Source organism: Edaphosphingomonas haloaromaticamans (genome assembly GCF_001853345.1).
GTDB lineage: Bacteria > Pseudomonadota > Alphaproteobacteria > Sphingomonadales > Sphingomonadaceae > Sphingomonas_E > Sphingomonas_E fennica.
On record NZ_MIPT01000001.1, the window covers coordinates 4,190,431 to 4,216,340 of the forward strand.

Here is a 25,910-nt window from a genome sequence, read left to right on the forward strand (position 1 = left end):
AAGGCGACGGGCTGGTCCTCCCGCCGCCTTGCCCGGATCACTCGGCGGCCATCGCCACGCCGTGCGCCGGATCGGAACGGGCATCCTGGCTGGCATCGGTGGTCCACGCCCAATGGCCGGCGGGCGGCGCGCCAGTGATGCCATATTCCTCGCGTATGTCCTCCACCTTCCAGTCGAGATGGTCGCGCCAGCACACGATCATCAGCGGCACCTTCCAGTTCTTGCCCTGGGCGGCGCCGATATCCTCGGCCTCCAGCATCTCCGGGATCACCTGCGGGTAATAGAGCCCCATCTTCATCGTCGTCTTGGCCTTCAGATAGGTGCCGACGCGATTGATGAAGGCTGCCAGCTCCGGCCGGAAATAGCGGAACAGGCTGCGGGCGTTGGCGGCGAGCAGCGCCACCTCCCCGCAGAAGTTCGTTTCGAACCCCGTTATCATATGCTCGATATCGTGGGTGAAGACGCGTTCCTTCAGGTAGAAGGTGTAATCGCTGTCGATCTTCATCCCCTGGAAGAAGTGATCGATATCGTAGCCGCTGTTGGCGAGGAAATCGTGGATCACATGGCCCAGCGTGCCGGGCGGATAATCCTTCACCTCGTCCGCCTTGAAGTCCGAGGTGACGCGCCGATCCAGCCAGCGCTTGAATTCGGGCAGGCGCTGCTTCTCCTCCTCGAACAGGCGGATGATGCCGGGCATGTCCTCCATCTCGTGCAGGATCGCGGCGACCTGCGGGATGAAGGCGGTGTTGGGCAGGTCCGCCCCGTTCCGGCGCAGCATCTCCTGCGCGATCAGCGCGCGCAGGCCGGCATGGTTGAGATATTTGGACGAGCTGATCAGCACCGAGCTTTCGGTGGTGAAGGTGCGCATCCCGTTGTGATAATAATCGATGTCCGCCTGGCTGACGTTCGACATGGCCGGATCCTCCCTTATTCGGCCGCGACGGCGGCGGCGTGGGCATCGTTGGCGGGGGCGAGGAAGGTGCCCGGCGTGGCCCCGGTATATTTGCGGCCGTCGAAGGTCGGCTCGCCATTCACCAGCGTGAGCCGCATCGGCGCGGCCTTGCGGGTGAAGCGCCAGGTGGTGCCGCCCTTGCCGTCCGGCACGTCGAACGCCTTCTCCATCTCGCGGCGCTGAATTTCCTCGAGGTTGAAGACGGCGATGTCCGCGCGCTTGCCGACCTTGATCTCGCCGCGATCGGCGAGGCCGAAGAAGTTGGCGAGCTTGCCGGTCATGACGTGGACCGCCTGTTCCAGCGACATCAGCTTTTCATCGCGGACATATTTGGTGAGGAGCAGGATATTCTCGCCGCCGCCGCACAGCATCTGCCCGTGCGCGCCGGCGTCCGAGATGTTCCCCACCGTGCGCGGATCGATCATCAGATCGACCGTCAGCGCCTCGTCCTTCGGGAAGGGCGACATGTGCACCGTGGAGCGCGTGCCGTTGGCCAGGATCCATTCGGCCATCGCATCCGAACGGTGCAGCCCGCGGCTGTCGGCATAATCCTTGAGCGTGACGCCGACGGGGCCGGTGCCGTTTTCCGAATCGATCAGGTGCAGGTCCTGCGGATTGTTCATCGGCGAATGGGGCCAGGCCTTCGTATCCCAGCTTTCGCGGGCGCGGGCACGCCAGTCGGGATCGGCGAGCAGGCGGGCCTTTTCCTCGTGGGTTTCGGCCAGCACCACCTCGTGCCAGGCATAATCGTTCGACTGGGCGAAGATCAGCGACTTGACCAGGCTGAGCGTGCTGGTGGGCGAGACATGGGCGATGCCCGGCCACAGATCATAGCCCTTGGCGCGCATGTCGGCGACGCGGGCCTGCAAGGTCGGCAGGATATCCTTCTGGAAGGCCAGCGTCGGCACCGCGCCCGCCACCTGCATGCGGATGCCGCGTCCCTTGGTCAGCCGTTCCAGCCGTTCCAGCGAGGCCGGGCCGGTCTTGCGCATGAAGGTGTCGATTATGACCTGATAGGTCGCGGCCGGATAGCGCTGGAGCACGTCGAACAGCGCCTCGAACTCGGCATCGTCGGCCACCAGCGTCGGGATCGGCCGGTCCTGCCCATCATGATCGTGGAGATTGTCCGACAGGCCGAGCGCGCCGGCGGCCAGCGCGTCATCCAGCAGCTCGGCCATGCGGCGGATCTCCTCCGCCGTCGCCGCGCGTTCCCACGCATCGAGGCCCATCACCGCGAGCCGGATGGCGATATGGCCGACGAAGGCGGCATAATTGGCCGGCACCTTCACCTTCGCCACCATCGACGCCTTATATTCCGACCATTTCCGCCAGTCCCACGGCAGATGTTCGAGGAAGGGGCCTTCGGGAATATCCTCGAAGAAGGAGAAGATCTTCACCATCTCCAGCTGCGCCGCCTTTTCGGGGTGCAGCGGGGCGGCGGTGAAGCCGCAATTGCCGAGGATGACGGTGGTCGCGCCATAGCCGGGCAGCGGATCGAGATCGGGCTGCCACCACATCGTCGCGTCGAAATGGGTGTGGCTTTCGATAAAGCCGGGGGTGACGTAGCAGCCATCGGCGAAATGGACGCGCTCGCCATCCGGCTTCAGATCGGGGCCGATCTCCGTGATCGTGCCCTGGTTGATCCGCACGTCCGCGCGATAGGCCGGCGCGCCCGTGCCATCGACGACGGTGCCGCCCTTGATGAGGATATCCGACATTCTTCTCTCCGTTTTCGAGGGTGCCTTTGCGGCCTTATCCCCGGCCGTGATCCGGCCTGACCAAGCGGAGAATAAGCTTGCCTTGCCGGCCCCGCAGCTACATTCAGGGGCTATGGATCATGAAATGAGCCCTTCGGGATCAACTGACGATCCCGTCGAAAAAGAGACCGAGGCGATGCTGGCCGCGCTGCGCCGCGCGCTCAGGGCTGCGGGCTGGACGCAGGCCCGGCTGGCCGAGACGCTGGGCGTGGGCAGCGCCACCGTGAAACGCTGGCTGCACGGGCGCGGGCTGACCTTGCGCACGCTGGAGCGCATCGCGGCGATCGCGGGGCTGAGCCTGGCCGAGCTGATCGAGGGCCGCCGCCCCGGCGACGCGGAAGCCGAACAGCTGACGCTGGCGCAGGAGGAGGCGCTGGGAAAGGATTCGATCCTTTCGACCATCTTCTTCCTCATCCTGAACGGCTGGCCGCCGTCGGAGGCGGTGGCGTCCTTCTCCGTGCCGGCCGAGGAGGTGGAGCGCCATGTCCACCGGCTGGAACGGCTGGCGCTGATCGACCGGCTGCCGAGCGGGCGGCTGCGCGCGCGGCTGGACCCGGCGCATATCTGGCAGCGCGAGCCGCTGCGCCGCCATTTCGACCGGCTGCTGAAGCCGCATTTCTTCGCGCTGGATTACAGCCGGCCGGAAACCATCTTCGGCGCGGAGACGATCAAGCTCTCCCCCACCGGCGTCGCCCGCCTGCGCGAATGGATCGAGACGTGGCGCGCGCAGCTGCGGGCGCTGGAGCGCGAGGACCGCCGCACCGCCAAGCTGCCGGGGGAATGGTATGCCGTGCTGGCCGTCGCCCGGCCGATGCGGCAGATCGTGGAGATCAACCGCCGCCAGCGGCAGCGGAAGAACTGAAGGCCATTACCGCGCGTAGGGCCAATATTGGGGCTCGACCACGCGCCCGCGCGGCAGACGGGTATTTTCGAACGAGATGATCGCGCCGGCATTCTCGCCGAGCGGAACCGCCGCCGTGCCGAACACACCGCGCGCGCCGCCGGTGCCGATCATGAAGCCCGCCTCGCCATGGATCTGGGGGCCGCCCGCCCCCGCGCCCGAGACCCGCGCCGGGGACGCATCGGCGCTTTCGCTGCCGCCGCCGCCCGAGGCGCGGCGCAGCGCGGCATCGGCGTCCGCTTCCGTATTGCGGCCGAGAAGCTGTTCCTTCTGTTCAGGCGTGAGGCTGATGACCTGGCCGCCGGCCGGGCCATCGGCTTCCTCCGCCGCCCAGGCGGGGGCCGCGATCATCGCGGCGAGGAGCAGGAGGGAACAGGATTTCATCATGCCACCCGAGGTGCGCCCCCGGAAATGAAGGCTGGCTGAACATGGGGATAGCCCGCACCGCCCTCCGGCGCCAGCCCGAACGCGCGCCGCGCGGTCAGGCTGGCTGGCGGCCACGCTGCGCGGGTTCGGCACGGCGCTGGACGATCCCTTCCGCCAGCCGGGCCGATACCTCGGCCAGATGATCGAAATGCGCCTCATATCGCGCCATGCCCTGGCTGAGCGACCGCAACTCGCCCTCCAGCCCGTGCAGCTCGGCTTCGGGCACCAGCACCTCGATCGCGTCCCAGCGCGACCAGCCGTCCTCCGGCGCCATGCCCAGCATCTGCCCGCGCCGGCTGGCCACCGCCGATCCGATGCGCGAGGTGGCGCTGCCGGGGGCGTGGATCGTGACGTGCGCCACCGGCTCCAGCAGATAGGGCGCGGCGGCGGCCAGCGCCTCCGCCACGGCCAGCCGGCCGGCGGTGCGGAAGGCCAGTTCGGAGCTGTCGACGCTGTGGAAGGCGCCGTCCACCAAGGTGACCGCCACGTCCACCACCGGGAAGCCGAGCGGCCCGCGCGCAACCGCATCGCGCGCGCCCTGCTCCACCGCCGGTATCCATTGCCTGGGCACCGCGCCGCCGGTGATGCGATCCTCGAAGCGGAAGCCCTCGCCGCGGTCCAGCGGGCGGATTTCCACGGTCACGTCGCCGAACTGGCCGTGGCCGCCCGACTGCTTCTTGTGCCGGCCACGCTGGCTGCAGGCCTTGCGGATCGATTCGCGATAGGCGACGCCCGGCTGGCGGACGCTGACCGCGACGCCGTAGCGCCGCTTCAGCCGATCGAGCGCCACCGCGACATGCTCGTCATTGATGCCGCGCAGCAGGGTTTCGCGCGACTCGCCATCCTGCCCCCAATGGAGCCCGGGATCCTCCTCCGCCAGCCGGTTGAGCGCGGTGGACAGGCGAACCTCGTCCTTCTGGTTTTCCGCCGCCACCGCCCGCACGCAATTGGCGACCGGCGGATCGACGGGCAGGAGAAATTCGGGCGGCGGCGCGCCGATGCCGATCAGCTCGCCCGCGCGCGCCATGTCGAGCTTGGCGATGCCGACGATATCGCCCGCCTCCGCCCGGCCGACCTTGGCGGTCGCCGCGCCCTGGAGGGTGAAGAGCGCGCCCGCCCGCGCGGCCCGGCCATCGGCGGCGAAGAGATCGGCACCTTCCGCCAGCGGCCCTTCGAACAGCCGGGCGATCGCCAGCCGGCCGATCGCGCTGCCATGCGATATCTTGAGGACGAGGGCGGCGGCGCGATCCACGCCGAGCCGGACGGCCGCACGATCCGGGGCCGGCGCATCGTGGCGCAGCATCTTGAGCAGGCGGCGGATGCCGTGGCCGTCGGTGGCGGAGCCGAACAGCACCGGCACGACCAGCCCGTCGCGCGTTTCCCGCCCGAGATCGCCGAAGACGAGATCGAGATCGGGCACCTCGTCCGACAGCAATTGCTCGAGCAGCGCATCGTCATGGTCGGCAAGCTGCTCCAGCATCGTCTGGCGGGCGGCCGCCTCCTGCGCGCGCAGGGCATCGTCGATCGGCACCTGTTCGGACGCGGCGCCCGGCCGGTAATGATATGCGCGTTCCAGCGCGAGATCGACGAAGCCGGTCACCACATCGCCCGTCATGATCGGGATCTGGCGGGCGACGAAGGGCGCGGCGCTCATCGGCTTCAGCGCGATCAGCAGATCCTCGATCCGGCCGTGGGCCTGATCGATCTTGTTGACGAACAGGGCATGCGGCACGCCCATCGCCTCCAGCCGGCGCAGGGTGGGTTCGGCAAGCGGCGCGCGCGCCGGATCGGGATCGATCACCACCAGAGCGAGATCGGCGGACGCCACCGCCAGATCGGCATCGGCGGCAAAGCCCGCGCCGCCCGGCGCATCGACCAGGACGAAGCCATCGCCCTGCCAGTCGAAGCGCATCAGGTTGAGCTCGGTCGATCCGCCGCGCGCGCGCGCCTCGGCGCTGGCATCGCCCACGCTGCTGCCGGCGGCGACCGCGCCCTGCCGATCGATCGCGCCGGCGGCGCGGAGCAGCGCCTCCGCGAGACTCGTCTTGCCCGCGCCCGCCGGACCGACGAGCGCGATGGCCCTTATGCCTTTGCTGATCCCCACCATCGCTGCCATCCTCCTGCTGCGCCGTGACCGGCCAGAGCGGTGCAATCGTGATCGTGACGGCAGGGAGGGTCGCGCCATAAGCCGGCGAGCGCAAGCCCCCCGGAAGGGATAATCGCACGCCCCGTCGCGCGGAGGGATCAGGCGGGTTCGAGAACCTCGCCGCCCGCCGCCTCCAGCAGGCGGCGTTCCAGCGCCTTGAGGCGGGTGGCGCCCGTCACCTTGTCGCCGGTGAGGTCGGTCACGTAGAACACGTCGACCGCGCGCTCGCCATAGGTGGCGATGTGGGCGGAATGGATCGTCACCTTCGACTGGAAGAGCGCGTGGGCCAGCGCGTTGAGCAGCGCGGGGCGATCGCGGGCGTTGATTTCCACCACGGTATAGCGGTTGGACGCGCGGTTATCGATCAGCACCACGGGTTCGATCGGGAAGGCTTCGGCCCGCGCGCGGGGCAGCGGCTTGGCGGCCAGGCGATCGGCGATGCGGCTGCGATTGGCGAGCGCGTCGTCGATCATCGACTCCAGCCGGCGCAGGCGATCCTCCTCGTCGAAGGGGCGGCCGAACGGGTCCTGCACCAGGATATTGTCCACCGCCATGCCATCGCGCGTGGTGTGGATGCGCGCATCGATGATGCTGCCGCCGGCCAGGTGGATGGCACCGGCGATGCGATAGAAGAGGCCGGGATGATCGGCGGCATAGATGGTGACGAGGGTGGCGCCGCGTTCGGGATCGGCCACCGCCCCGATCGAAAGCGGGCGATCGCCGGCATCGGCATCGTGGATCAGCCGCATGTTGCGTTCGATTACGTCGACGCCCTCGGCCACCCAATAGGCTTCGGGCAGGCGCTTCACCATCGCGTCGAAGCGATCGGCCGGCCAGCCGAGCCGGTCGCGCACCGCCGCCTGCTTGGCCTCCACCCGTTCCTTCCGCCCGCGCTGCTTGTGGCCGAGGCGCAGCACCTCCTCCGCCGCCTCGTAGAGATCGGAGAGGAGCTGGCGCTTCCAGCTGTTCCACACGCCCGGCCCGACGGCGCGGATATCCACCACCGTCAGCACCAGCAGCAGGCGCAGGCGTTCCGGGCTCTGCACCGCCTCGACGAAATCGAGGATCGTCTTGAAATCGGCGAGGTCGCGCTTGAAGGCGGTGGCGGACATCAGCAGGTGCCAGCGCACCAGCCAGGCGACCAGCTCGGTCTCCGCCGCCGTCAGCCCCAGCCGGGGGCAGAGCTTGAGCGCCACCTCCGCGCCCAGCTCGCTATGGTCGCCGCCACGGCCCTTGGCGATATCGTGGAGCAGCACCGCGACATAGAGCGCGCGGCGCGACACGAGCTGGCGCATGATGAGGCTGGCCAGCGGATGATCCTCGTCCAGCTCGCCCTTCTCGATCGCGGAAAGCAGGCCGATGGCGCGGATGGTATGCTCGTCCACCGTGAAATGGTGATACATGTCGAACTGCATCTGCGCGACGACGCGGCCGAAATCGGGCACGAAGCGGCCGAACACGCCCGCCTCGTTCATCCAGCGCAGCACCGTTTCCGGGTTTCGCCGGCTGGTGAGCACATCGAGGAAATAGGCGTTGGCGCGCGGATCGCGGCGGACGCGATTGTCGATCAGCCGCGCGTCGCGCCCCGCCTGGCGCATGGCGACGGGGTGGATCTCCAGCTCATATTTGTCCGCCAGCGCGAACATCTGGAGCAGGCGGACGGGGTCCTGCACGAAAAAATCGTCATGCGGCGTGGTGAGGCGCCCGCGATCGAAGGCGAAGCCTTCCAGCTTGCGCGGCTTCCGGCGCAGGCGCGGCAGCGCGAAGCGGCGGCCGCGCGCGGCGAACTCCTCATCCAGATGCGCCAGGAACACGCCGGTCAGATCGCCCACCCGCTTCGCGGTGAGGAAATAATGCTGCATGAAGCGTTCGACCGCCGATCGCCCCGGACGATCGGCATAGCGCATGCGCCGGGCGATGTCGGGCTGGACATCGAAGGTCAGCCGGTCCTCCGCCCGGTTGGTGAGGATGTGGAGGTGGCAGCGCACCGCCCACAGGAAATTCTCCGCCTTCTGGAACTGGCGCAACTCATCGGGCGTGAGCAGGCCGGTATCCACCAGTTCCGGCACGGACCGCACCCGGTTCACATATTTGCCGATCCAGAAAAGGGTGTGGAGATCGCGCAGGCCGCCCTTCCCCTCCTTCAGATTGGGCTCGACGACATAGCGGCTGTCGCCCATGCGGCGGTGGCGCTCGTCGCGCTCGGCCAGCTTCTCGGCGACGAAGGCGCGCGCGGTGCCGGCCACCACCTCCCGGTCGAAACGGGCCGAGGCCTCGTCGTAAAGCGCCTCGTCCCCCCAGACGAAGCGGCCTTCCAGCATCGCGGTGCGGATGGTGAGGTCACTTTTCGCCATGCGGACCATATCGTCCAGCGAACGGCTGCTATGCCCCACCTTCAGGCCGAGATCCCAGAGCAGGTAGAGCATGGATTCGATCACCTGCTCCGCCCAGCCCGTCTGCTTCCAGGGGGTGAGGAAGGCGATGTCCACATCCGAATGGAGCGCCATCTCCGCCCGGCCATAGCCGCCGACCGCCATCAGCGTCAGCCGCTCGCCCGCCGTGGGATTGTTGAGCGGGTAGAGCCGGCCGGTGGTGAAATCGAACACCAGCCGCAGGATCTGATCGGTGAGGAAGGCATAGCCGGTCGCCGCATCGGTGCCGCGCGTCGGGGCGGCCGCCAGCCGGGCGGCGATCTCGGCCCGGCCATGTTCCAGCGCCGCCTTCAGGATCGCCGTCGCCTCGCGGCGGAGGGCCGCCGTATCCTTCCCCTCGATCTCGTCGAGCCGGCCGGCGATATCGCGACGATCGATGATCGCGCGGCGATTGCTCAGGGATTCGAGGCGGACGGCCATGGCTCTGCCCTAATCAGGTTGCGGCGGTAAGCAAGCTTACTGGCCAGGAACCGCCAGCCCCGTCCACCGCGCGGCGAAGGCCCAGAGATCAGCGAACTCGGCGATCAGCTTGTCCGTCGGCTTGCCCGATCCATGGCCGGCGCGGGTTTCGATGCGGATCAGGTGCGGGCGATCGCCGATCCGCGCGGCCTGCAGCGCGGCCACATATTTGAAGCTGTGGCCGGGCACCACGCGATCGTCGGTATCCGCCGTCGTCACCAGGATCGCGGGATAAGGCACGCCGTCGCGGATGTTGTGATAGGGCGAATAACGGCGCAGCACATCGAAATCGGGCTGGCGATCCGGGTAGCCATAATCGTCCACCCAATAGCGCCCGGCGGTGAAGCGGTCGAAGCGCAGCATGTCCATCACGCCCACGGCCGGAAGCGCCGCGGCGAACAGGTCCGGCCGCTGGTTGGTGACGGCGCCGATCAGCAGGCCGCCGTTCGACCGGCCCATGATCGCCAGCCGGCCCCTGCCGGTGATGCCTTCGTTGATCAGATATTCGCCGGCGGCGATGAAATCGTCGAACACGTTCTGCTTGTTGGCCAGCCGCCCGGCATCGTGCCACGCCTTGCCATATTCGCCGCCGCCCCGGATGTTGGCCAGCGCATAGACGCCGCCCATCTCCATCCAGGCGAGGTTCGCCGGGCTGAAGGACGGCCGCGAGGCGATGTTGAACCCGCCATAGGCGTAAAGCAGCGTCGGCAGGCCGGGCTTGAGGTTCGCGCCCTTGCGATAGACGACGAACAGGGGCACGCGGGTGCCGTCCTTCGAGCGATAGAAGCGCTGTTCCACCACATAATCGGCCGGATCGAACGCCACCTTGGGCACCGCGAAGGGCGTGACCGCGCCGGTCGCCACATCATAGCGGTAGATCGCCTTGGGCACGTTGAAGCTAGTGAAGGCGAAGAAGGTTTCCGGGTCGCCCGCATCGCCTTCGAAACCGATCGCCGTACCGATGCCGGGCAGGTCCACCTTGCCGGCGGGCTGGCCGTCGAGGCCGAACAGCCGCACCTCCGTCCGGGCATCCACCAGATAGGTAACGACCAGCTTGCCGCCGACGATGGCGGCGCTGTCGATGGTCGCCTTGTCCTGCGGCACGATCTCCCGCACCGCGCCGGCGGCGTCGAGCGCCACGATCCGCTGGAGCGGCGCGTCCTTGTTGGTGACGAAATAGAAGGTGTCGCCCGCCGATCCGGCGAGCGTCCAGTTATTCTCCAGCCCCTTCACCAGCGTGACGGGCGCGGCGCCGGGCTTACGCAGGTCGATCAGCGTGATCTCGTAACGGTCGTCCGTGCCCTCGGCCGAGGTAACGACCAGCCAGGCGCCGTCCTCCGTCACCTGCGCGCTATGGCCCAGCTTCGGCCGGTCGGGCGTGGCATAGACCAGCACGTCCTGCGCCTGCGGCGTGCCGAGGCGGTGGAAATAGACCTGCTGATTCTCGTTGAGCGCCTGGAAGGCGGCGCCGGCCGCCGGCTCGGCGAAGCGGGAATAATAAAGGCCGCTGCCGTCCTTCGCCCAGGCGAGGTTCGAGAATTTCACCCATTTGAGCTCATCGGCGAGCGGCTGCGCGGTCGCGACGTCGAGCAGGCGGACGGTGCGCCAGTCGGTGCCGCCGTCCTGCACGGCATAGGCCAGCTTCGTCCCGTCCTTGGAGGGCTTCCATTCGGCGAGCGCGGTGGCCCCGTCCTTCGCCCAGCCGTTGGGATCGATCAGCGCGCGCGGCGTGCCTTCCAGCCCGGCGCGGACGTAGAGGACGGACTGGTTCTGCAGGCCATCGTTGCGGGTGTAGAAATAATTGGCGCCCGCCTTTTCCGGCAGCTCGAACCGCTCATAGTTCCAGAGCGCGGTCAGCCGCTGCTTGATCGCGGCGCGGCCCGGCAGGGTCGAAAGATAGGCGTTGGTGACGCCGTTTTCCGACGCCACCCATTCCGCCACCTTGGGATCGGTGCGCACGTCATTTTCCAGCCAGCGATAGGGATCGGCGATGGGCTGGCCGAAATGATTTTCCACCACGGGTCCGCGTTCGGTGACGGGATAGGTGATGGGGGCTGCGATCACGGGAGCGGCGGCGCCAAGCAGGAAGGCTGCGACAAGATTTTTCATCGGCGGCGGGAACTTTCAAGGCGAACGGGCAAAAAGAAAGGCCGGAGACTAACGCCTCCGGCCTCTCATGCAACTTTGCGAAGAAACCTGAAGATCAGGCCGCTTCGTCCAGATCGTCCTCACCGGCGACCGGGCCCGAATCCTGGCCCTTGGCCGAAACGTCGCGATCGACGAATTCGATGATCGCGATCGGCGCGGCGTCCGACGCGCGGATGCCGGCCTTGATGATGCGGGTATAGCCGCCGTTGCGATCCTTGTAGCGCTCGGCCAGCACCTCGAACAGCTTCTTGAGCTGCGTTTCGTCCTGCAGGCGGGCATGGGCGAGGCGACGGTTGGCCAGGCCACCCTTCTTCGCCAGCGTCACCAGCTTCTCGACATAGGGGCGAAGCTCCTTCGCCTTGGCGAGCGTGGTGGTGATCTGCTCATGCTTGATGAGCGCCGCCGACTGGTTGCGGAACAGGGCGGTACGGTGGGACGCGGTCCGCTGAAGCTTACGACCGCCAACGCGATGACGCATGGTATTTCCTTCCAGTTCGTTCAGGGGCCGTATCAGGTACCCCGGACCAGGCGGCCGTTAAGGGCGCCGCCCATTCCCCTTCTTCGACGTCATCCCAGCGAAGGCTGGGACCTCCCACGATGGAGAGCGGCGCTCCCGTCCGGCGAGACCCCGGCCTGCGCCGGGGTGACGATCGGCGGGAATGCCGCCGATCGTCAGAATTCCTGTTCGAGCTTCTTGGCCATTTCCTCGATATTCTCGGGCGGCCAGCCGGGGATTTCCATGCCCAGGCGCAGCCCCATCGAAGCGAGGACTTCCTTGATCTCGTTGAGCGACTTGCGGCCGAAGTTCGGCGTGCGCAGCATCTCCGCCTCGGTCTTCTGCACGAGATCGCCGATGTAGATGATGTTGTCGTTCTTGAGGCAGTTGGCCGAACGGACCGAAAGCTCCAGCTCGTCCACCTTCTTGAGGAGGTAGCGGTTGAGCTGGTTGGCGTTCTGCTCCGGCTCGCCACCGGCGGCGGGCGCCGCGGCGACGCCGCCGGCCGACGGAGCGGCCTGGACGAGCGCGTCGTCGAAGTGGACGAAGAGCTGGAGCTGGTCCTGCAGGATGCGGGCCGCATAAGCGATCGCATCTTCCGGGGTGACGGTGCCGTCGGTCTCGATCGTCAGGGTGAGCTTGTCATAGTCAAGCTCCTGGCCGACGCGGGTGTTTTCCACCTTGTAGGCGACCTGGCGGACCGGCGAGTAGAGCGCGTCGACCGGGATCAGGCCGATCGGCGCGTCGGCCGGACGGTTGGCGGCGGCGGGAACGTAGCCCTTGCCGACATCGGCGGTCAGCTCCATGTTGAGCGACGCGCCCTCGTCGAGGTGGCAGATCACCAGTTCGGGGTTCATCACCTCGATATCGCCGGTGGTGGCGATGTCGCCGGCAGTCACCTCGGCCGGGCCGGTGACGGAAAGCTGGAGCCGCTTGGCGCCTTCACCCTGCATGCGCAGCGCGATCTGCTTCACGTTCAGCACGATGTCCGTCACGTCTTCGCGAACGCCGGTCAGCGACGAGAATTCGTGAAGCACGTTCTCGATCTTGATCGAGGTGACGGCCGCGCCCTGCAACGAGGAGAGGAGCACGCGGCGCAGCGAGTTGCCCAGCGTCAGGCCGAAGCCACGCTCCAGCGGCTCGGCGACGAAGGTCGCCTTGCGCTTGCCGTCGCCGCCCGCCTTCTTTTCGAGGCCCTGCGGCTTCTTCAGTTCCTGCCAGTTCTTTGCGTTGACAGCCATGGACTTCCCCTTGGGGGTTGGACCACGGCGCGTCCGCCGTGGCCGGAAAACTCAGCGGCGAAGGCCCGAAGGCCCCCGCCAAGCACAATCAGACGCGGCGGCGCTTGGAAGGACGCACGCCATTGTGCGGGATCGGCGTCACATCGCGGATCGAGGTGATGTGGAAACCGACCGCCTGCAGCGCGCGAAGCGCCGATTCACGGCCCGAACCGGGGCCCTTGACCTCGACCTCGAGGGTGCGGACGCCATGCTCGGCGGCCTTCTTGCCGGCATCCTCGGCCGCGACCTGGGCGGCATAGGGGGTCGACTTGCGGCTGCCCTTGAAGCCCATCATGCCGGCGGACGACCAGGCAATCGCATTGCCCTGCGCGTCGGTGATGGTGATCATGGTGTTGTTGAAGCTGGCGTTCACATGGGCGACGCCGGCGGTGATGTTCTTGCGCTCGCGACGGCGAAGGCGCTGGGGTTCACGTGCCATGGATAGATCCTGACCTTAATCTCTTGCGTGGCGCCGGGGCGGTCTCTGCGAGGCCTCGCCCCCGGCGGAAAAGTAAGGAAACCAGTCGCCCGGACTGATTTCTTAATCTTACTTTTTCTTACCGGCGATCGGCTTGGCCTTGCCCTTGCGGGTGCGCGCATTGGTGTGCGTGCGCTGGCCGCGGACCGGCAGGCCCTTGCGGTGACGCAGGCCGCGATAGCAAGCCAGGTCCATCAGGCGCTTGATGTTCATCGCCACCTGGCGGCGAAGATCGCCTTCCACGGTGTAGCCGGCGTCGATCGTCTCGCGGATCTGAAGGACTTCCTGGTCCGACAGGTCCTGAACGCGGCGCGCGGGCTCGATGCCCAGCTTGGCGGTGATTTCCTTGGCCTTGGCCGGGCCAATGCCATGGATGTAGGTCAGCGCGATTTCGACGCGCTTGTTGGTCGGGATGTTGACACCCGCAATACGTGCCACTTGTCTATTCTCCTGCTCCACAGGACGGGTGGCTTCCCCGTCCCATCTCGACGCACCCCGTAGAGAACGAAAAAACGGCGCACGCCGAAACGCCGCCGGAACCGGTCTCTAGGGATGAGCTGCGCTTAGGGCCGGGGCGGGGCGGAGTCAAGCACGCAATCCCGGCGGGCGGAGGCGGCCCATGCACCGCGCCCGCCTGCTTTGCAAGCGCCGCCGCCTTCCGCTAGGGCGCCCGCGATGGCGATATTGGACCAGCATCGGGCGGACCTCGCCGCGCTTGCCCGCCGTGGCCGGCGGCGCAGCCTTATCCCGCGCGCGGGCGCGGATTTCGCCTCCAACGACTATCTCGGCCTCGCCGGATCGGGGTGCCTGGCCGAATCGGTGGCGGCGGCGTTGGCGCGCGGCGTGCCGGTGGGCGCCGGCGGATCGCGGCTGCTGCGCGGCAACCATCCCGAGCATGAGGCGCTGGAGGCGGAGGCCGCCGCCTTCTTCGGCTGCGAATCGGCGCTGTTCTTCTCATCCGGCTTCGCCGCCAACGCGACCGCCTTCGCCACGCTGCCCCGGCGCGGCGACCTGATCCTGTATGACGAGCTGATCCACGCCAGCGCGCACGAAGGCATGCGCGCCGGCAAGGCGGACCGCGCCAGCGCCGCGCACAACGACGCGGACGCCTTCGCCGATGCCATCGGCTCATGGCGCGCGGGCGGAGGCAAGGGCCGGGTGTGGATCGCGGTGGAGAGCCTCTACAGCATGGACGGCGACCGGGCGCCGCTGGACGCGCTGGCGGCGCTGGCGGACGAGACCGACGCCTTCCTGCTGATCGACGAGGCGCATGCGACCGGCGTGTTCGGGCCGGACGGGCGCGGGCTGGCGGCGCCGTGGCAGGGGCGCGACAACGTCATCACGCTCAGCACCTGCGGCAAGGCGCTGGGCTGCGAGGGGGCGCTGCTGTGCGGTCCCGCAGCGATCACCGACTATCTGGTGAACCGGGGCCGGGGCTTCATCTTCTCGACCGCGCCTTCCCCGCTGATGGCGGCGGCAGTGCGCGCGGCGATCGGCATCGTCCGGCACGAGCCGGAACGGCGCACGGCGCTGGCGGCGCTGATCGGCCATGCGGCGGCGGCCGGGCTGCCGGCGACGGGATCGCAGATCATCCCCGTCATCATCGGCGACGACAAGCGGACCATGGAGGTTGCCGGCACGGTGCAGGCGGCGGGCTTCGATGTCCGGGGCATCCGGCCGCCGACGGTGCCGATCGGCACATCGCGGCTACGGATATCGCTGACGCTCAATGCCGGCGCCGATGCCGTGACCGGCCTGTCCGCCCTGCTGAGGGACCTGCTGTGAACGCGCATGTCGCCCACGCCTTCGGCCAGGCGCGCGATTATGACGCGGCGGCGCGGGTGCAGGCCCATGCCGCGCGCCGGCTGGCGGAACGCATCGGCGCCCTGCCCCTGCCGCGCCGGCCGCGCGTGCTGGAGATTGGCTGCGGCACGGGCCTGCTTTCCGAGGCGCTGATCCGGCGGATCGGGTTGGGCGACTGGCTGCTGACCGATATCGCGCCCGCCATGCTCGATCGCTGCGCGGAACGGATCGGCCCGCGCCTGGACGTGGGCTTCGCGCTGGTCGATGGCGAGCGGCCGGAGGTGGAGGGCGATTTCGATCTGATCTGTTCGAGCTTCGCCTTCCAGTGGTTCGCCGACCTGCCGGGCGCGATCGGCCGGCTGAAGGCGCTGCTGCGCCCCGGCGGGCGGCTGGCCTTCGCCACCATGGCCGCCGGCAGCCTGGCCGAATGGGATGCCGCGCACCGCGCCGCGACGGGCGAGGCCCCGGCCATGGGCGACTATCCCGCCCCCGAGGCCCTGACGGCGCTCGGCGCGACGGTGGAGAGCGAATATTTCGTCGATCGCCATGCCGATGCCCGCGCCTTCCTGGCCGGGCTGCGGGCGATCGGCGCGCACCGGCCGCGCGTGCCGCGCCCGCCCGTGCCGGCGCCCGCCCTGCGCCGGGCCATGGCGGCATTCGAAGCGGAGGGCGCCGGGGCCACCTACCATATCGCCTACGGAACCCTGAACGCATGACCCGATATGTGATTACCGGCACCGACACCGGCATCGGCAAGACGGTGCTGGCGGCAGCCCTCACCGCGGCGCTGGACGCGACCTACTGGAAGCCGATCCAGGCCGGGCTGGACGAGGAGACCGACAGCGAGATCGTGGCGCGGCTGAGCGGCCGGCCGGTGCTGCCCGAGGCGCATCGCCTGATCCACCCGCTTTCCCCGCATCGCGCGGCCGAGCTGGAAGGGATCGCCATCGACCCGGCGGCGATCGCCCCGCCCGCCCTGCCCGGCCCGCTGGTGATCGAGGGCGCGGGCGGGCCGCTGGTGCCGGTGACGCGCACGACGCTCTATGCCGATATCTTCACGCGCTGGGGCCTGCCGGTGGTGCTGGCGGCGCGCACCGGCCTGGGCACCATCAACCACAGCCTGTCCACGATCGAGGCCCTGCGCGCGCGCGGCGTGACGATCCACGGCATCGCCTATATCGGCCCGGCCAACGAGGATAATGAGGCGACCATCGCCGCGATCGGCCAGGTGCGGCGGCTGGGGCGGCTGCCCCACCTCGATCCGCTGACGCCCGATATGCTGGCGGCGGCCTTCGCCGAGGGATTCGATATCGCCGATTTCAGGGCCCGGCCGGCATGAGCGCGTCGCCCTCCCCCGTCTGGCACGCCTTCACCCAGCACGGGCTGGGCGAGGAGATACCGCTGATCGACCGGGCGGCGGGCGCGACCTTATATGGCGCGGACGGGCGCGCCTGGATCGATGCGATATCAAGCTGGTGGGTCATCACCCACGGCCATTGCGAGCCGCGCATCCAGGCGGCGATCCGCGCCCAGACCGACCGGCTGGACCAGCTGATCTTCGCCGGCTGGACCCATGAGCCCGCCGAGACGCTGGCGCGCGGGCTGATCGCCATGGCGCCCGCCGGCCTCGCCCACGTATTCTTTTCCGACAGCGGATCGACCAGCGTGGAAGTCGCGCTGAAGATGGCGCTGGGCTACTGGCTGAACCGGGGCGAGCCGCGCCACCGCATCCTGGTGCTGGAACATGGCTATCATGGCGACACCATCGGGGCGATGTCCGTCGGCGAGCGCGGCGTCTACAACCGCGCCTACCAGCCTTTGCTGTTCGACGTGGGCACCATCCCCTTCCCCGCCGAGGGCCGCGAGCAGGCGACGCTGGATGCGCTGGAGGCCGCCTGCCGGGGCGCGGACAGGCCCGCCGCCTTCATCCTGGAGCCGCTGGTGCTGGGGGCGGGCGGCATGATGATGTATGGGCCGCAGGTGCTGGCCGCCATGCGGGCGATCTGCGCGGCGCACGGCGTGCTGTTCATCCTGGACGAGGTGATGACCGGCTGGGGCCGCACCGGCACGACCTTCGCCTGCGAGCAGGCCGGCATCGCGCCCGACATCCTCTGCCTTTCCAAGGGGCTGACCGGCGGCGCCCTGCCGCTGGCGGCGACGCTGGCGACGCCTGCCATATTCGAGGCGCATCTTTCGCCGGATCGCGGGCGGATGTTCTTCCATTCGTCCAGCTACACCGCCAATCCGGTGGCCTGCGCGGCGGCCAACGCCAACCTCGCCATCTGGCGCGAGGAGCCGGTGGCCGATCGGATCGCGGCGCTGGCGGCGATGCAGGCGGAACGGCTGGCGGCGCTGGACGGGCGCGGCCGGATCAGGGCGAAGCGCCGGACCGGCACGATCGCGGCGATGGAGTTCGTGGAGGAAGGCAGCGACTATCTTTCCGCGATCGGCCCGCGCCTCAACGCCTTCTTCCGCGACCGGGGGCTGCTGCTCAGGCCGATGGGCAATGTCGTCTATATCCTGCCGCCTTATTGCATCACCGCCGGCGAGCTGGACCGCATCTATACCGCGATCGAGGAAGCGGCCGAATGGATCGGGCGGGAATAACGAAGGGCGCGGCGGATCGGCAGCCTCAGCCCGCCGCGACCAGGCTCTGCGCCACGGCCTCGGCCACCTTGATGCCGTCCACGCCCGCCGAAAGGATGCCGCCGGCATAGCCCGCGCCTTCCCCCGCCGGGAACAGGCCAGCGGTGTTGAGGCTCTGGAAGTCCCTGCCGCGCGTGATGCGGACCGGCGACGAGGTGCGGGTTTCCACGCCCGTCATCATCGCATCGGGATGATCGTAATTGGCGATCTGGCGGCCGAAGACGGGCAGCGCCTCGCGGAAGGCATCCACCACGAAATCGGGCAGGCACTGCGCGAGATCGGTGAGGTGCACGCCCGGCTTGTAGGACGGCATGACCTCCCCGAATTCGATGGAGGCGCGGCCGGCGAGGAAATCCCCCACCTTCTGCCCCGGCGCCTGATAGCTGGACCCGCCCGCCACGAAGGCGCGCGATTCCCAATGCCGCTGGAGGTCGATGCCGGCGAGCGGGTGGCCGGGATAATCGCGTTCGGGATCGATGCCGACGACGAAACCCGAATTGGCGTTGAATTCCGCGCGGGAATATTGGCTCATCCCGTTGGTGACGACGCGCCCTTCCTCCGACGTCGCCGCCACCACGCGCCCGCCGGGGCACATGCAGAAGCTGTAGACAGTGCGGCCGTTGGAGCAATGGTGCGACAGGCTGTAGGCGGCCGCCCCCAGATCGGGATGGCCGGCGCAGGTGCCGAAGCGGGCGCGATCGATCCAGGATTGCGGATGTTCGATCCGCACGCCCATCGAGAAGGGCTTGGCCTCGATATGGACGCCGCGATCGTATAGCGTCTGGAAGGTGCCGCGCGCGCTGTGGCCGACGGCCAGCACGACATGGTCGGCCTCCAGATATTCGCCGGTGTGGAGGTGGAGCCCGCGCAGCCGGCGGCCGCCATCGGGCGCGGTGGCGATATCGAAATCCTCCACCCGATGTTCGAAGCGATATTCGCCGCCCAGATCCTGGATGGTGCGGCGCATGCTTTCCACCATCGTCACCAGCCGGAAGGTGCCGATATGGGGGTGCGCCTCGGTAAGGATCTCCTCGGGCGCGCCGGCCTTGACGAATTCGGTCAGCACCTTGCGGCCCAGGAAGCGCGGGTCCTTGATCTGGCTGTAGAGCTTGCCGTCGGAGAAGGTGCCGGCACCGCCTTCGCCGAACTGGACGTTGGATTCGGGGTTGAGCACGCCGCGCCGCCACAGGCCCCAAGTATCCTTGGTGCGTTCGCGCACCACTTTGCCGCGTTCCAGGATGATCGGGCGGAAGCCCATCTGGGCGAGGATCAGGCCGGCGAACAGGCCGCACGGCCCCGCCCCGATCACCACCGGGCGCAGGCCCCTGCGACCGGCGGGCGCCTGCACGGGCGGGCGATATCCGGTGTCGGGCGTGGGCTGGACGTGGCGATCGTCGGCGAAGCGGGCGAGCACCGCCGCCTCGTCCTTCAAGGTCACGTCGACCGAATAGACCATCTGGATCGCCGATTTGCGCCGGGCATCATGGGCGCGGCGGGCGACGGCGTGATCGATCAATTCCTCCGGCGCGATGCCCAGCCGATCGCGGATCGCGGCGAGGAGCGCCTCGGGCGGATGGCCGAGCGGCAGCTTGAGTTCGGTGATGCGCAGCATCCGCGCGCCCTACAGCGATTCCGCCGCGAACGAAATGCCCCGGTCTGCGGTCCAGCGGATCGGGCACCGGACGAAAGCGGATGCCTTTGCCCGATGCGATCCACTAGGATGGCGGCCCAAGGAGATTCATCGATGCTGCCCTACCTGCTGCTGGCCGCGGCACCCGTCCCCGCCGCCACCGCGCCCTATCCGCCCGCCACCTTCGAACATACCGCCATCATCGCCCATCTCGCGCTCGACGGGCGCGGCCATGTGCTGGGCTGCACCATGGAGACCGCGGGGCGCAGCGTGGCCGATGCCGCGCCGGAATGCGATGCGATCGCCGATCCGGCCTTCCTGAAGGCGGTGCTGGGCGAGGATTATCGCCGGGCGATCGCGATCGACGCGCGGCTGATCGGCGAGGCGGTGGGCACGCTGGGGCCGCTGCCGGGCAGCGAGCGGCGCTTCGACCGGCGGCGGATGCTGGGCACGGCGGATATCGAGATCGACCGCGACGGCCATGTCCGCCGCTGCCGCCCCGGCCAGGCCATCGCCATCGGCGGCGCGCCCTTCAACCTGTGCGGCGCGGTGAACGGCGAGGCGCAGGCCTTCGTCGCCGATCCCGCCGCACCCGAGCCCCGGCTGCTGAAGCTTTCCTTCGAGCTGGGGATGATCGCGCGGTAGAGCGTCCGCGCGCGGCTTCGCTCAATAGCCCGAACGGACGCAGAGCACGTCGGCGAGGTAGACCGCGCGGCCTTCCGATTCCAGCGCCTCGCTCTTCGATCCGTTCCAGCCCTGCGCGCGGCAGAAGGCGTCGGCGCTGCGGGCGGCGCAATTGGCCGTCGCGCTGCCCGTGGCGCAGGCGGCGACGCGGCGCCCGTCCCGCGCGGGGCGGGGGAAGAATTCGGCCGCCATGCCGCGCAGCGACTGGTTGGGCACGGGGCGCGGCGGCTCCGCTCCGATCGGGCGGATCGAGACGAGGCGGCTTCCCGGCCCGAGCTGGTTGCCGAGGTTCGACGTGCTGCGCGAAACCGTGATGCAGCGGCCGCCATAATTGCGCTGCGGGCAGAGCTGCCAGGTGCCGCTGTTGACGCGGATGCTGCGTACCGGCCAGGCGAGGCCCATGTCCGGGTTGGCGCGGCCCACCGCGACGGCAGGGCCGCTATAGCCGGCATCGCGATAGACGATCGCCTCCGGCTGGCCGCCGGGGCGGCGCTCCTCGGCGGCAGGGGCGAGCATGGCGGCGAACAGCATCGACAGCAGCATGGCATCCTCCTCCGTCCCGCCGGGCGCAGGCCCGGTCCGGGCAATCGATCATATCGCCGCTGTTACCATAAATTGCACGGGCACCAGCGCGATAACATGTTATCTGATCGCGCGATCCGTAGGGGGCGTTCGATGATGCGCAGCTTTTCGACAGCAGCCAGGGTGATGGGTGCCGCCGGTCTCCTTGCGATGGCGCCGCTCCAGCCTGCCGGCGCGGAGCCGGATGCCGACGCCGACACGGCCGAGATCGTCATCGCCGCCGGCCCCTGCTTCGGCCGCTGCCCGGTCTACAGCACCCGCATCCTCGCGGACGGCGGCGGCCGCTTCATCGGCACGCGCTTCGTCGCCAAGGTGGGGGAGCAGGCGCTGCTGGTGGAGCCCGCCACCTTCCGCGCGATCGAGAAGAGACTCGCCCCCTACCGCCCCGCCGCCGACCGCCGGATCGGGCCGGAGGAATGCGAGAGCTTCCGCACCGACGCGCCGAGCTGGACGGTGCGCTGGGTCGACAAGTCGGGCGAGGCGGTGACGCTGTCCTTCAGCCTGGGCTGCACCGACCTGCGCTACGTGCCGCTGGCCGAGGCGATCCGCTCTTCGAACGAGATGCTGCCGATCGGCCCGCTGGTGGGGGATCGCCAGCGCTGACCGGCGCTCAGGGCGTGCGGGCGGCGCGGAGGTAGTCGGCGAGGCGCTGGAGCTGCTCGCCCATCACCTGATCGACGGCGGGCGCGATCTTGCCCGCTCCGCCGCGAATATGGCCGCTGACGCTGTAGGTCTGGACGATGCGGACGCCGGCGGGGTCGGCGGTGAGCGTCCAGCTCATCACTCCCGCGACGGCTTCGGCCTGCAGGGGGCCGAGCGCGCCCGACAGGCGGAGCAGGCGGCCGGGGCGGGCGGCGATCACGCGCATATGTTCGATGGAGCCGCCATCGGCCAGCTTCTCGCAGAAGCAGCCGCCGGCATGGAGGTTCAGCGTCATGTTGGCGGCATTGCCCGAATAGCTGTGCGCGCTGCTCCACCAGCGGCCGACATGGCCGAGCGCGCCATAGGCCGCATCGGGCGTGACGGGGGCGGTGATGCTGCGCGATATCTCGAACGCTCCGGCGGAGGCGGAGACGACTTCCGCGTCCGCAGGCGCGGCGGCGGCCAGCGCCGCTCCACCGATCATGGCCAGACCGAACGGGGCCGTAAAACGCATCATCCCCTCCCCCGGATATCGGGAGAGGGGATGATAGCATGACGAGGCGGCGGCCCGAAGCGGGTGCCCGCGCTTCCTATCGGGGGCCGAGGATCCGTTCGATCGCGGCCTCGACATCGGCGATCGGCGCCATGCCGTCGACGCGGGAGACCAGGCCCCGCGCCTCGTAGATCGGCAGGATCGGCGCGGTCTTGGCGCGATATTCGGCCATGCGGGTGCGCACGGTTTCCTCATTGTCGTCGGGCCGGCGCTTGAACTCGTGGCTGCCGCAGACGTCGCAGGTGCCTGGCACCTTGGGCAGCTTGAACTTGTCGTGATAGCCCTCGCCGCACTGCGCGCAGGTGAAGCGGCCGGTGATGCGTTCGACCAGCGCGTCCTCGTCCACCTCAAGCTCGATCACATGATTGAGGGTGCGGCCGCGCGCGGCGAGCAGGCCGTCGAGCGATTCGGCCTGCGCGGCGGTGCGGGGATAGCCGTCGAAGATCACGCCGGTATCGGGCGACAGCGCGTCGAGCTGCTCGCCGATCAGGCCGGAGACGATCTCGTCCGAGACGAGGCCGCCCGATTCCATCACCGCCTTGGCCTGGAGGCCGATCGGCGTGCCCGCCTTGACGGCGGCGCGCAGCATGTCGCCGGTGGAAAGCTGCACCATGCCGCGTTCGGCGACCAGCCGGCCCGCCTGGGTGCCCTTGCCCGCGCCCGGAGGCCCCAGCAGAATGATGTTCATCGGAAGCTAGTCCCCCCTATTGCCGGTTTGCCGGTCTTTGCCGTCAGCGGCGGTTGCCGCCCTTCAACTTCGCCTTCTTGATGAGATCGCCATATTGATGGGCGAGCAGGTGGCTCTGGATCTGCGTGACGGTATCGATCGTCACGTTGACCACGATCAGCAGGCTGGTGCCGCCGAGCGCGAAGCTGATGCCCGCCCGCGAGGCCAGATATTCCGGCACGAGGCAGATCAGCGTCAGATAGGCCGCGCCGATCACGGTGATGCGGGTCAGCACGAAATCCAGATAGTCGGCGGTGTGCTTGCCCGGACGGATGCCGGGGATGAAGCCGCCGTAACGCTTCAGATTGTCCGCCGTCTCCTCCGGGTTGAAGACGACCGCGGTGTAGAAGAAGCAGAAGAAGATGATCCCCGCCGCATAGAGCAGCATGTAGATCGGCGCGCCATGGGCGAGGTTGAGGTTCAGCCAGCTCAGCACCGATCCCCACCAGGTATCGTCGTTCACGCGCTGCCCGGCGAACTGGCTGATCGTGAGCGGCATCAGCAGCAGCGACGACGCGAAGATCGGCGGGATGACGTTGGCGGTGTTGATCTTGAGCGGCAGGAAGCTGCGATCGCCCTGCATCATGCCGCGCGCGGTCTGGCGCTTCGGATACTGGATCAGCACCCGGCGCTGCGCGCGCTCCATGAAGCAGATGAACAGGATCAGGCCCGCGATCAGCGCGACCACGCCGAGGATCAGCACCGGCGACAGCGAGCCCGAACGCCCGCCCTCGAAAAGCTGGGCGAGGTGCGTGGGCAGCGAGGCGACGATGCCGGCCATGATGATGAGCGAGACGCCGTTACCGATGCCACGGCTGGTGATCTGTTCGCCCAGCCACATCAGGAACATCGTGCCGCCGATCAGCGAGATGACGGTGGTGACGCGGAACAGGATGCCCGGATCGATCACGGCGGACATGCCCTGGTCCGCACCCCAGGCTTCCAGGCCGACGGCGATGAAATAGCCCTGGATCGCGGTGAGCAGCACCGTGCCGTAGCGGGTATATTGGTTGAGCTTCTTGCGCCCGCTCTCGCCTTCCTTCTTGATCGCGGCGAGCGACGGCGACAGCGAGGTCGCGAGCTGCACGACGATCGAGGCGGTGATGTAGGGCATCACGCCGAGCGCGATCAGGCTCATGCGCGAGAGGCTGCCGCCCGAAAAGGTGTTGAAGAAATCGAGAACGCCGCCCTTGGTCGTTTCGAACTGGGCGTGGAGCGCCACCGGATCGATGCCGGGCAGCGGCACGAAGCTGAGCAAGCGGAACACGATGAGCGCGCCCAGCGTGAACCACAGCCGCTTCTTGAGATCGGTCGCCTTGGCGAACTGGGAAAGACTGACGTTGGCGGCCAGTTGTTCGGCTGCGGATGCCATGCGTTTAACGACCCCGGAAAAATTGAAGGCGGCGGAGTGCCTCTACGCCCCCCGCCGCCTCATATAATGCCCCTGTCGCGCTTGTCAGCCCCGAACACCAAGAACGGGCCGAAAGCGCAACCGGAAATTCAGGCCTTGGCGGCCTTCTTGGCGGCGAGGGTCTTGCCCTTCTTAGCGGCAGCCTTTTCGGCCGCCGGAACCACCACGATCACCTCGACCGAGCCGCCGGCCTTCTCGACCGCCGCCTTGGCGCCGGCGGACGCACCGGCGACCTTGAGCGACAGCTTGGCCTTAAGCTCACCCTTGCCGAGCAGGCGCACGCCATCCTTGCCGCCACGGGCGACGCCCGCCGCCTTGAGCGCGGCGTGATCGATCACGCCGTCGGTGGCGAGCTTGCCGCCGTCGACCAGCGCCTGGAGCTGGCCCAGGTTCACCTCGGCATAATCCTTGGCGAAGATGTTGTTGAAGCCGCGCTTCGGCAGGCGCATGTGGAGCGGCATCTGACCGCCCTCGAAGCCCTTGATCGAGACGCCCGAGCGGCTCTTCTGGCCCTTCTGGCCGCGGCCGCCGGTCTTGCCGAGGCCCGAGCCGATGCCACGGCCCACGCGGACCCGGCCCTTGCGCGCGCCCTGATTGTCGCGGATGTCGTTCAGTTTCATATCGTGCACTCGCTTTCGCTTTTGTCGCGCTGAGCCCGCCCCGCATCGCGGGAATCGGACTCTATCTGTCTGGCTAGAGGCCGAGGCCCCTACCCCGTTCGCCGCCGGGCCGTAAAGCCCAAATCGGCCCATGGACCAAATCGACAAAGGGCCGCGATGCGGCCGAAGCCATCATCGCGGCGCCTTGTGAGCCCCGGCGATCGGCCGGGACGGCCGAGGGGATCAGCCCTCGACCTTCACCATGTGCTGCACCTTGCGGATCATGCCGCGCACTTCCGGAGTATCCTCCAGTTCGCGAGTCCGGTGCATCTTGTTGAGGCCCAGGCCGACGAGGGTCGCGCGCTGGTCCTTGGTCCGGCGGATCGGCGAGCCGACCTGCGTCACCTTGATGGTCGCCATGTCCGATTACTCCGTAACGGCCGCGGCTTCGGCTTCCGCCACCTCGGCCGAAGCACCGCCACGACCCAGCAGGTCGGCGATCTTCTTGCCGCGGCGCTGGGCCACCGACTTCGGGCTGGTCTGATCCGAAAGCGCTTCGAAGGTCGCACGGATCATGTTGTAGGGGTTCGAGGTGCCGACCGACTTGGTCACCACATCGGCCACGCCCAGGCTTTCAAAGATGGCGCGCATCGGGCCACCCGCAATGATGCCCGTGCCCTGCGGCGCCGAGCGCAGCGTCACCCGGCCCGCGCCGAAATGGCCGTTGCCGTCGTGGTGCAGCGTGCGGCCTTCGCGCAGCGGAACGCGGATCATCGCCTTCTTGGCGGCAGCCGTCGCCTTCGAGATGGCTTCCGGCACTTCGCGCGCCTTGCCATGGCCGAAGCCGACCCGGCCCTTGCCGTCGCCGACGACGACCAGAGCCGCGAAGCCGAAGCGCTTGCCGCCCTTCACGGTCTTGGAAACGCGGTTGATGTGGACGAGCTTTTCGATCAGCTCCTCGCCACCTTCCTCGGCGCCACCGCGACGATCGTCGCGACGGCCACGGTTGCCGTCGCGGCCACGGCCGCCACGATCACCGCCCGGGCCACGGCCACGGCCGCCACGCGGACCACGGCCCTGGCGCTCGCCTTCCGGCGCGCCGCCAGCGGCGGGCGCATCGGCAGGAGCGCCCGCCTGGATTTCGGTTTCGTCAGCCAT

25 protein-coding genes are annotated in these 25,910 nt (G+C 68.6%); 7 read left to right on the top strand and 18 right to left on the bottom strand.

Features of this window, described 5'->3' with window-relative positions:
• Positions 1 to 37: 37 nt before the first annotated feature.
• Together BHE75_RS19445 and BHE75_RS19450 are read right to left on the bottom strand one after the other, a co-directional pair.
• Complete coding sequence (locus BHE75_RS19445) at positions 38 to 913, bottom strand: Coq4 family protein (RefSeq protein WP_015458320.1); 876 nt, start codon at positions 911 to 913, stop codon at positions 38 to 40.
• Between the two features lie 14 nt (positions 914 to 927).
• Positions 928 to 2,670, bottom strand: a complete 1,743-nt coding sequence (locus BHE75_RS19450) for an N-acyl-D-amino-acid deacylase family protein (RefSeq protein ID WP_015458321.1) — start codon at positions 2,668 to 2,670, stop codon at positions 928 to 930.
• Positions 2,671 to 2,794: 124 nt separating this feature from the next.
• Here BHE75_RS19450 and BHE75_RS19455 point away from each other — a divergent pair, with 124 nt between their 5' ends.
• Positions 2,795 to 3,571, top strand: a complete 777-nt coding sequence (locus BHE75_RS19455; RefSeq protein ID WP_015458322.1) for a helix-turn-helix domain-containing protein — start codon at positions 2,795 to 2,797, stop codon at positions 3,569 to 3,571.
• Between the two features lie 6 nt (positions 3,572 to 3,577).
• Here BHE75_RS19455 and BHE75_RS19460 read toward each other — a convergent pair whose 3' ends face one another.
• The 8 genes from BHE75_RS19460 to rpsM all read right to left on the bottom strand — a co-directional run bounded on the left by BHE75_RS19460 (position 3,578) and on the right by rpsM (position 13,913).
• Entirely contained in the window at positions 3,578 to 3,994 is a 417-nt protein-coding gene (locus tag BHE75_RS19460; RefSeq protein WP_139181779.1) for a hypothetical protein, read from the bottom strand.
• A 97-nt stretch (positions 3,995 to 4,091) separates the two neighbouring features.
• Positions 4,092 to 6,143: an elongation factor G gene (locus BHE75_RS19465; protein ID WP_084653553.1), complete on the bottom strand. Its 2,052-nt coding sequence runs from the start codon at positions 6,141 to 6,143 to the stop codon at positions 4,092 to 4,094.
• Between the two features lie 137 nt (positions 6,144 to 6,280).
• Positions 6,281 to 9,034: a [protein-PII] uridylyltransferase gene (locus BHE75_RS19470; protein WP_015458325.1), complete on the bottom strand. Its 2,754-nt coding sequence runs from the start codon at positions 9,032 to 9,034 to the stop codon at positions 6,281 to 6,283.
• A 36-nt stretch (positions 9,035 to 9,070) separates the two neighbouring features.
• On the bottom strand, positions 9,071 to 11,182 hold the full coding sequence (locus tag BHE75_RS19475; RefSeq protein ID WP_070934930.1) for a prolyl oligopeptidase family serine peptidase: 2,112 nt from the start codon (positions 11,180 to 11,182) through the stop codon (positions 9,071 to 9,073).
• Positions 11,183 to 11,276: 94 nt separating this feature from the next.
• Positions 11,277 to 11,699 carry a 50S ribosomal protein L17 gene (gene rplQ / locus BHE75_RS19480; protein WP_015458327.1) on the bottom strand — a complete coding sequence of 141 codons (423 nt, stop codon included), beginning with the start codon at positions 11,697 to 11,699 and terminating at the stop codon, positions 11,277 to 11,279.
• A gap of 194 nt (positions 11,700 to 11,893) precedes the next feature.
• Positions 11,894 to 12,958 carry a DNA-directed RNA polymerase subunit alpha gene (locus BHE75_RS19485; protein WP_015458328.1) on the bottom strand — a complete coding sequence of 355 codons (1,065 nt, stop codon included), beginning with the start codon at positions 12,956 to 12,958 and terminating at the stop codon, positions 11,894 to 11,896.
• An 88-nt stretch (positions 12,959 to 13,046) separates the two neighbouring features.
• A complete protein-coding gene (rpsK, locus tag BHE75_RS19490; RefSeq protein ID WP_010123860.1) occupies positions 13,047 to 13,436 on the bottom strand; it encodes a 30S ribosomal protein S11 in 390 nt (129 codons plus the stop codon).
• A 108-nt stretch (positions 13,437 to 13,544) separates the two neighbouring features.
• Complete coding sequence (gene rpsM / locus BHE75_RS19495; protein ID WP_015458329.1) at positions 13,545 to 13,913, bottom strand: 30S ribosomal protein S13; 369 nt, start codon at positions 13,911 to 13,913, stop codon at positions 13,545 to 13,547.
• Positions 13,914 to 14,150: 237 nt separating this feature from the next.
• Between rpsM and BHE75_RS19500 the strand changes: the two genes are divergently transcribed.
• The 4 genes from BHE75_RS19500 to BHE75_RS19515 are packed head-to-tail and all read left to right on the top strand — an operon-like array spanning position 14,151 to position 17,885.
• Positions 14,151 to 15,260: an 8-amino-7-oxononanoate synthase gene (locus tag BHE75_RS19500; protein WP_070934932.1), complete on the top strand. Its 1,110-nt coding sequence runs from the start codon at positions 14,151 to 14,153 to the stop codon at positions 15,258 to 15,260.
• Positions 15,257 to 15,994: a methyltransferase domain-containing protein gene (locus BHE75_RS19505; protein ID WP_070934934.1), complete on the top strand. Its 738-nt coding sequence runs from the start codon at positions 15,257 to 15,259 to the stop codon at positions 15,992 to 15,994. The genes BHE75_RS19500 and BHE75_RS19505 overlap by 4 nt, the downstream gene beginning before the upstream one ends.
• A complete protein-coding gene (gene bioD, locus BHE75_RS19510; protein WP_070934936.1) occupies positions 15,991 to 16,617 on the top strand; it encodes a dethiobiotin synthase in 627 nt (208 codons plus the stop codon). Before BHE75_RS19505 ends, bioD begins: the two co-directional genes overlap by 4 nt.
• Positions 16,614 to 17,885, top strand: a complete 1,272-nt coding sequence (locus tag BHE75_RS19515) for an adenosylmethionine--8-amino-7-oxononanoate transaminase (protein ID WP_070934938.1) — start codon at positions 16,614 to 16,616, stop codon at positions 17,883 to 17,885. The genes bioD and BHE75_RS19515 overlap by 4 nt, the downstream gene beginning before the upstream one ends.
• Positions 17,886 to 17,910: 25 nt before the next feature.
• Here the strand turns inward: BHE75_RS19515 and BHE75_RS19520 are convergent, their stop codons facing one another.
• Positions 17,911 to 19,536 (bottom strand): NAD(P)/FAD-dependent oxidoreductase, encoded by a 1,626-nt coding sequence (locus BHE75_RS19520; RefSeq protein ID WP_070934939.1) that lies wholly within the window; start codon positions 19,534 to 19,536, stop codon positions 17,911 to 17,913.
• A gap of 132 nt (positions 19,537 to 19,668) precedes the next feature.
• Between BHE75_RS19520 and BHE75_RS19525 the strand changes: the two genes are divergently transcribed.
• Positions 19,669 to 20,199 carry a hypothetical protein gene (locus BHE75_RS19525; protein ID WP_070934941.1) on the top strand — a complete coding sequence of 177 codons (531 nt, stop codon included), beginning with the start codon at positions 19,669 to 19,671 and terminating at the stop codon, positions 20,197 to 20,199.
• Between the two features lie 21 nt (positions 20,200 to 20,220).
• Here the strand turns inward: BHE75_RS19525 and BHE75_RS19530 are convergent, their stop codons facing one another.
• The gene (locus tag BHE75_RS19530) at positions 20,221 to 20,781 is read right to left on the bottom strand and encodes a beta/gamma crystallin-related protein (protein WP_070934943.1); all 561 of its coding nucleotides are present in this window, start codon (positions 20,779 to 20,781) and stop codon (positions 20,221 to 20,223) included.
• Between the two features lie 132 nt (positions 20,782 to 20,913).
• On the opposite strand from BHE75_RS19530, the gene BHE75_RS19535 reads away from it, so the two are divergent.
• Complete coding sequence (locus BHE75_RS19535; protein WP_139181780.1) at positions 20,914 to 21,423, top strand: DUF6438 domain-containing protein; 510 nt, start codon at positions 20,914 to 20,916, stop codon at positions 21,421 to 21,423.
• A 7-nt stretch (positions 21,424 to 21,430) separates the two neighbouring features.
• Here BHE75_RS19535 and BHE75_RS19540 read toward each other — a convergent pair whose 3' ends face one another.
• The 6 genes from BHE75_RS19540 to rpsE form a co-directional block, all read right to left on the bottom strand.
• Positions 21,431 to 21,976, bottom strand: coding sequence for an SRPBCC family protein (locus tag BHE75_RS19540; RefSeq protein WP_070936168.1), 546 nt, complete (start codon positions 21,974 to 21,976; stop codon positions 21,431 to 21,433).
• 76 nt (positions 21,977 to 22,052) lie between these two features.
• On the bottom strand, positions 22,053 to 22,703 hold the full coding sequence (locus BHE75_RS19545; protein WP_070934947.1) for an adenylate kinase: 651 nt from the start codon (positions 22,701 to 22,703) through the stop codon (positions 22,053 to 22,055).
• 43 nt (positions 22,704 to 22,746) lie between these two features.
• The gene (gene secY / locus BHE75_RS19550; RefSeq protein WP_015458340.1) at positions 22,747 to 24,114 is read right to left on the bottom strand and encodes a preprotein translocase subunit SecY; all 1,368 of its coding nucleotides are present in this window, start codon (positions 24,112 to 24,114) and stop codon (positions 22,747 to 22,749) included.
• A 128-nt stretch (positions 24,115 to 24,242) separates the two neighbouring features.
• Positions 24,243 to 24,773 carry a 50S ribosomal protein L15 gene (gene rplO / locus BHE75_RS19555; protein WP_070936171.1) on the bottom strand — a complete coding sequence of 177 codons (531 nt, stop codon included), beginning with the start codon at positions 24,771 to 24,773 and terminating at the stop codon, positions 24,243 to 24,245.
• Positions 24,774 to 24,995: 222 nt separating this feature from the next.
• Entirely contained in the window at positions 24,996 to 25,172 is a 177-nt protein-coding gene (rpmD, locus tag BHE75_RS19560) for a 50S ribosomal protein L30 (protein ID WP_015458342.1), read from the bottom strand.
• Positions 25,173 to 25,178: 6 nt separating this feature from the next.
• Positions 25,179 to 25,910: a 30S ribosomal protein S5 gene (gene rpsE / locus BHE75_RS19565; RefSeq protein ID WP_015458343.1), complete on the bottom strand. Its 732-nt coding sequence runs from the start codon at positions 25,908 to 25,910 to the stop codon at positions 25,179 to 25,181.

Bases quoted from the DNA above. Each gene is read 5' to 3' on its own strand.
- BHE75_RS19445 (WP_015458320.1), bottom strand. From the start codon at position 913: ATGTCGAACGTCAGCCAGGCGGACATCGATTATTATCACAACGGGATG.
- BHE75_RS19450 (WP_015458321.1), bottom strand. From the start codon at position 2,670: ATGTCGGATATCCTCATCAAGGGCGGCACCGTCGTCGATGGCACGGGC.
- BHE75_RS19455 (WP_015458322.1), top strand. From the start codon at position 2,795: ATGAGCCCTTCGGGATCAACTGACGATCCCGTCGAAAAAGAGACCGAG.
- BHE75_RS19460 (WP_139181779.1), bottom strand. From the start codon at position 3,994: ATGAAATCCTGTTCCCTCCTGCTCCTCGCCGCGATGATCGCGGCCCCC.
- BHE75_RS19465 (WP_084653553.1), bottom strand. From the start codon at position 6,143: ATGGTGGGGATCAGCAAAGGCATAAGGGCCATCGCGCTCGTCGGTCCG.
- BHE75_RS19470 (WP_015458325.1), bottom strand. From the start codon at position 9,034: ATGGCCGTCCGCCTCGAATCCCTGAGCAATCGCCGCGCGATCATCGAT.
- BHE75_RS19475 (WP_070934930.1), bottom strand. From the start codon at position 11,182: ATGAAAAATCTTGTCGCAGCCTTCCTGCTTGGCGCCGCCGCTCCCGTG.
- rplQ (WP_015458327.1), bottom strand. From the start codon at position 11,699: ATGCGTCATCGCGTTGGCGGTCGTAAGCTTCAGCGGACCGCGTCCCAC.
- BHE75_RS19485 (WP_015458328.1), bottom strand. From the start codon at position 12,958: ATGGCTGTCAACGCAAAGAACTGGCAGGAACTGAAGAAGCCGCAGGGC.
- rpsK (WP_010123860.1), bottom strand. From the start codon at position 13,436: ATGGCACGTGAACCCCAGCGCCTTCGCCGTCGCGAGCGCAAGAACATC.
- BHE75_RS19500 (WP_070934932.1), top strand. From the start codon at position 14,151: ATGGCGATATTGGACCAGCATCGGGCGGACCTCGCCGCGCTTGCCCGC.
- bioD (WP_070934936.1), top strand. From the start codon at position 15,991: ATGACCCGATATGTGATTACCGGCACCGACACCGGCATCGGCAAGACG.
- BHE75_RS19515 (WP_070934938.1), top strand. From the start codon at position 16,614: ATGAGCGCGTCGCCCTCCCCCGTCTGGCACGCCTTCACCCAGCACGGG.
- BHE75_RS19520 (WP_070934939.1), bottom strand. From the start codon at position 19,536: ATGCTGCGCATCACCGAACTCAAGCTGCCGCTCGGCCATCCGCCCGAG.
- BHE75_RS19525 (WP_070934941.1), top strand. From the start codon at position 19,669: ATGCTGCCCTACCTGCTGCTGGCCGCGGCACCCGTCCCCGCCGCCACC.
- BHE75_RS19530 (WP_070934943.1), bottom strand. From the start codon at position 20,781: ATGCTGCTGTCGATGCTGTTCGCCGCCATGCTCGCCCCTGCCGCCGAG.
- BHE75_RS19535 (WP_139181780.1), top strand. From the start codon at position 20,914: ATGATGCGCAGCTTTTCGACAGCAGCCAGGGTGATGGGTGCCGCCGGT.
- BHE75_RS19540 (WP_070936168.1), bottom strand. From the start codon at position 21,976: ATGCGTTTTACGGCCCCGTTCGGTCTGGCCATGATCGGTGGAGCGGCG.
- BHE75_RS19545 (WP_070934947.1), bottom strand. From the start codon at position 22,703: ATGAACATCATTCTGCTGGGGCCTCCGGGCGCGGGCAAGGGCACCCAG.
- secY (WP_015458340.1), bottom strand. From the start codon at position 24,114: ATGGCATCCGCAGCCGAACAACTGGCCGCCAACGTCAGTCTTTCCCAG.
- rplO (WP_070936171.1), bottom strand. From the start codon at position 24,773: ATGAAACTGAACGACATCCGCGACAATCAGGGCGCGCGCAAGGGCCGG.
- rpmD (WP_015458342.1), bottom strand. From the start codon at position 25,172: ATGGCGACCATCAAGGTGACGCAGGTCGGCTCGCCGATCCGCCGGACC.
- rpsE (WP_015458343.1), bottom strand. From the start codon at position 25,910: ATGGCTGACGAAACCGAAATCCAGGCGGGCGCTCCTGCCGATGCGCCC.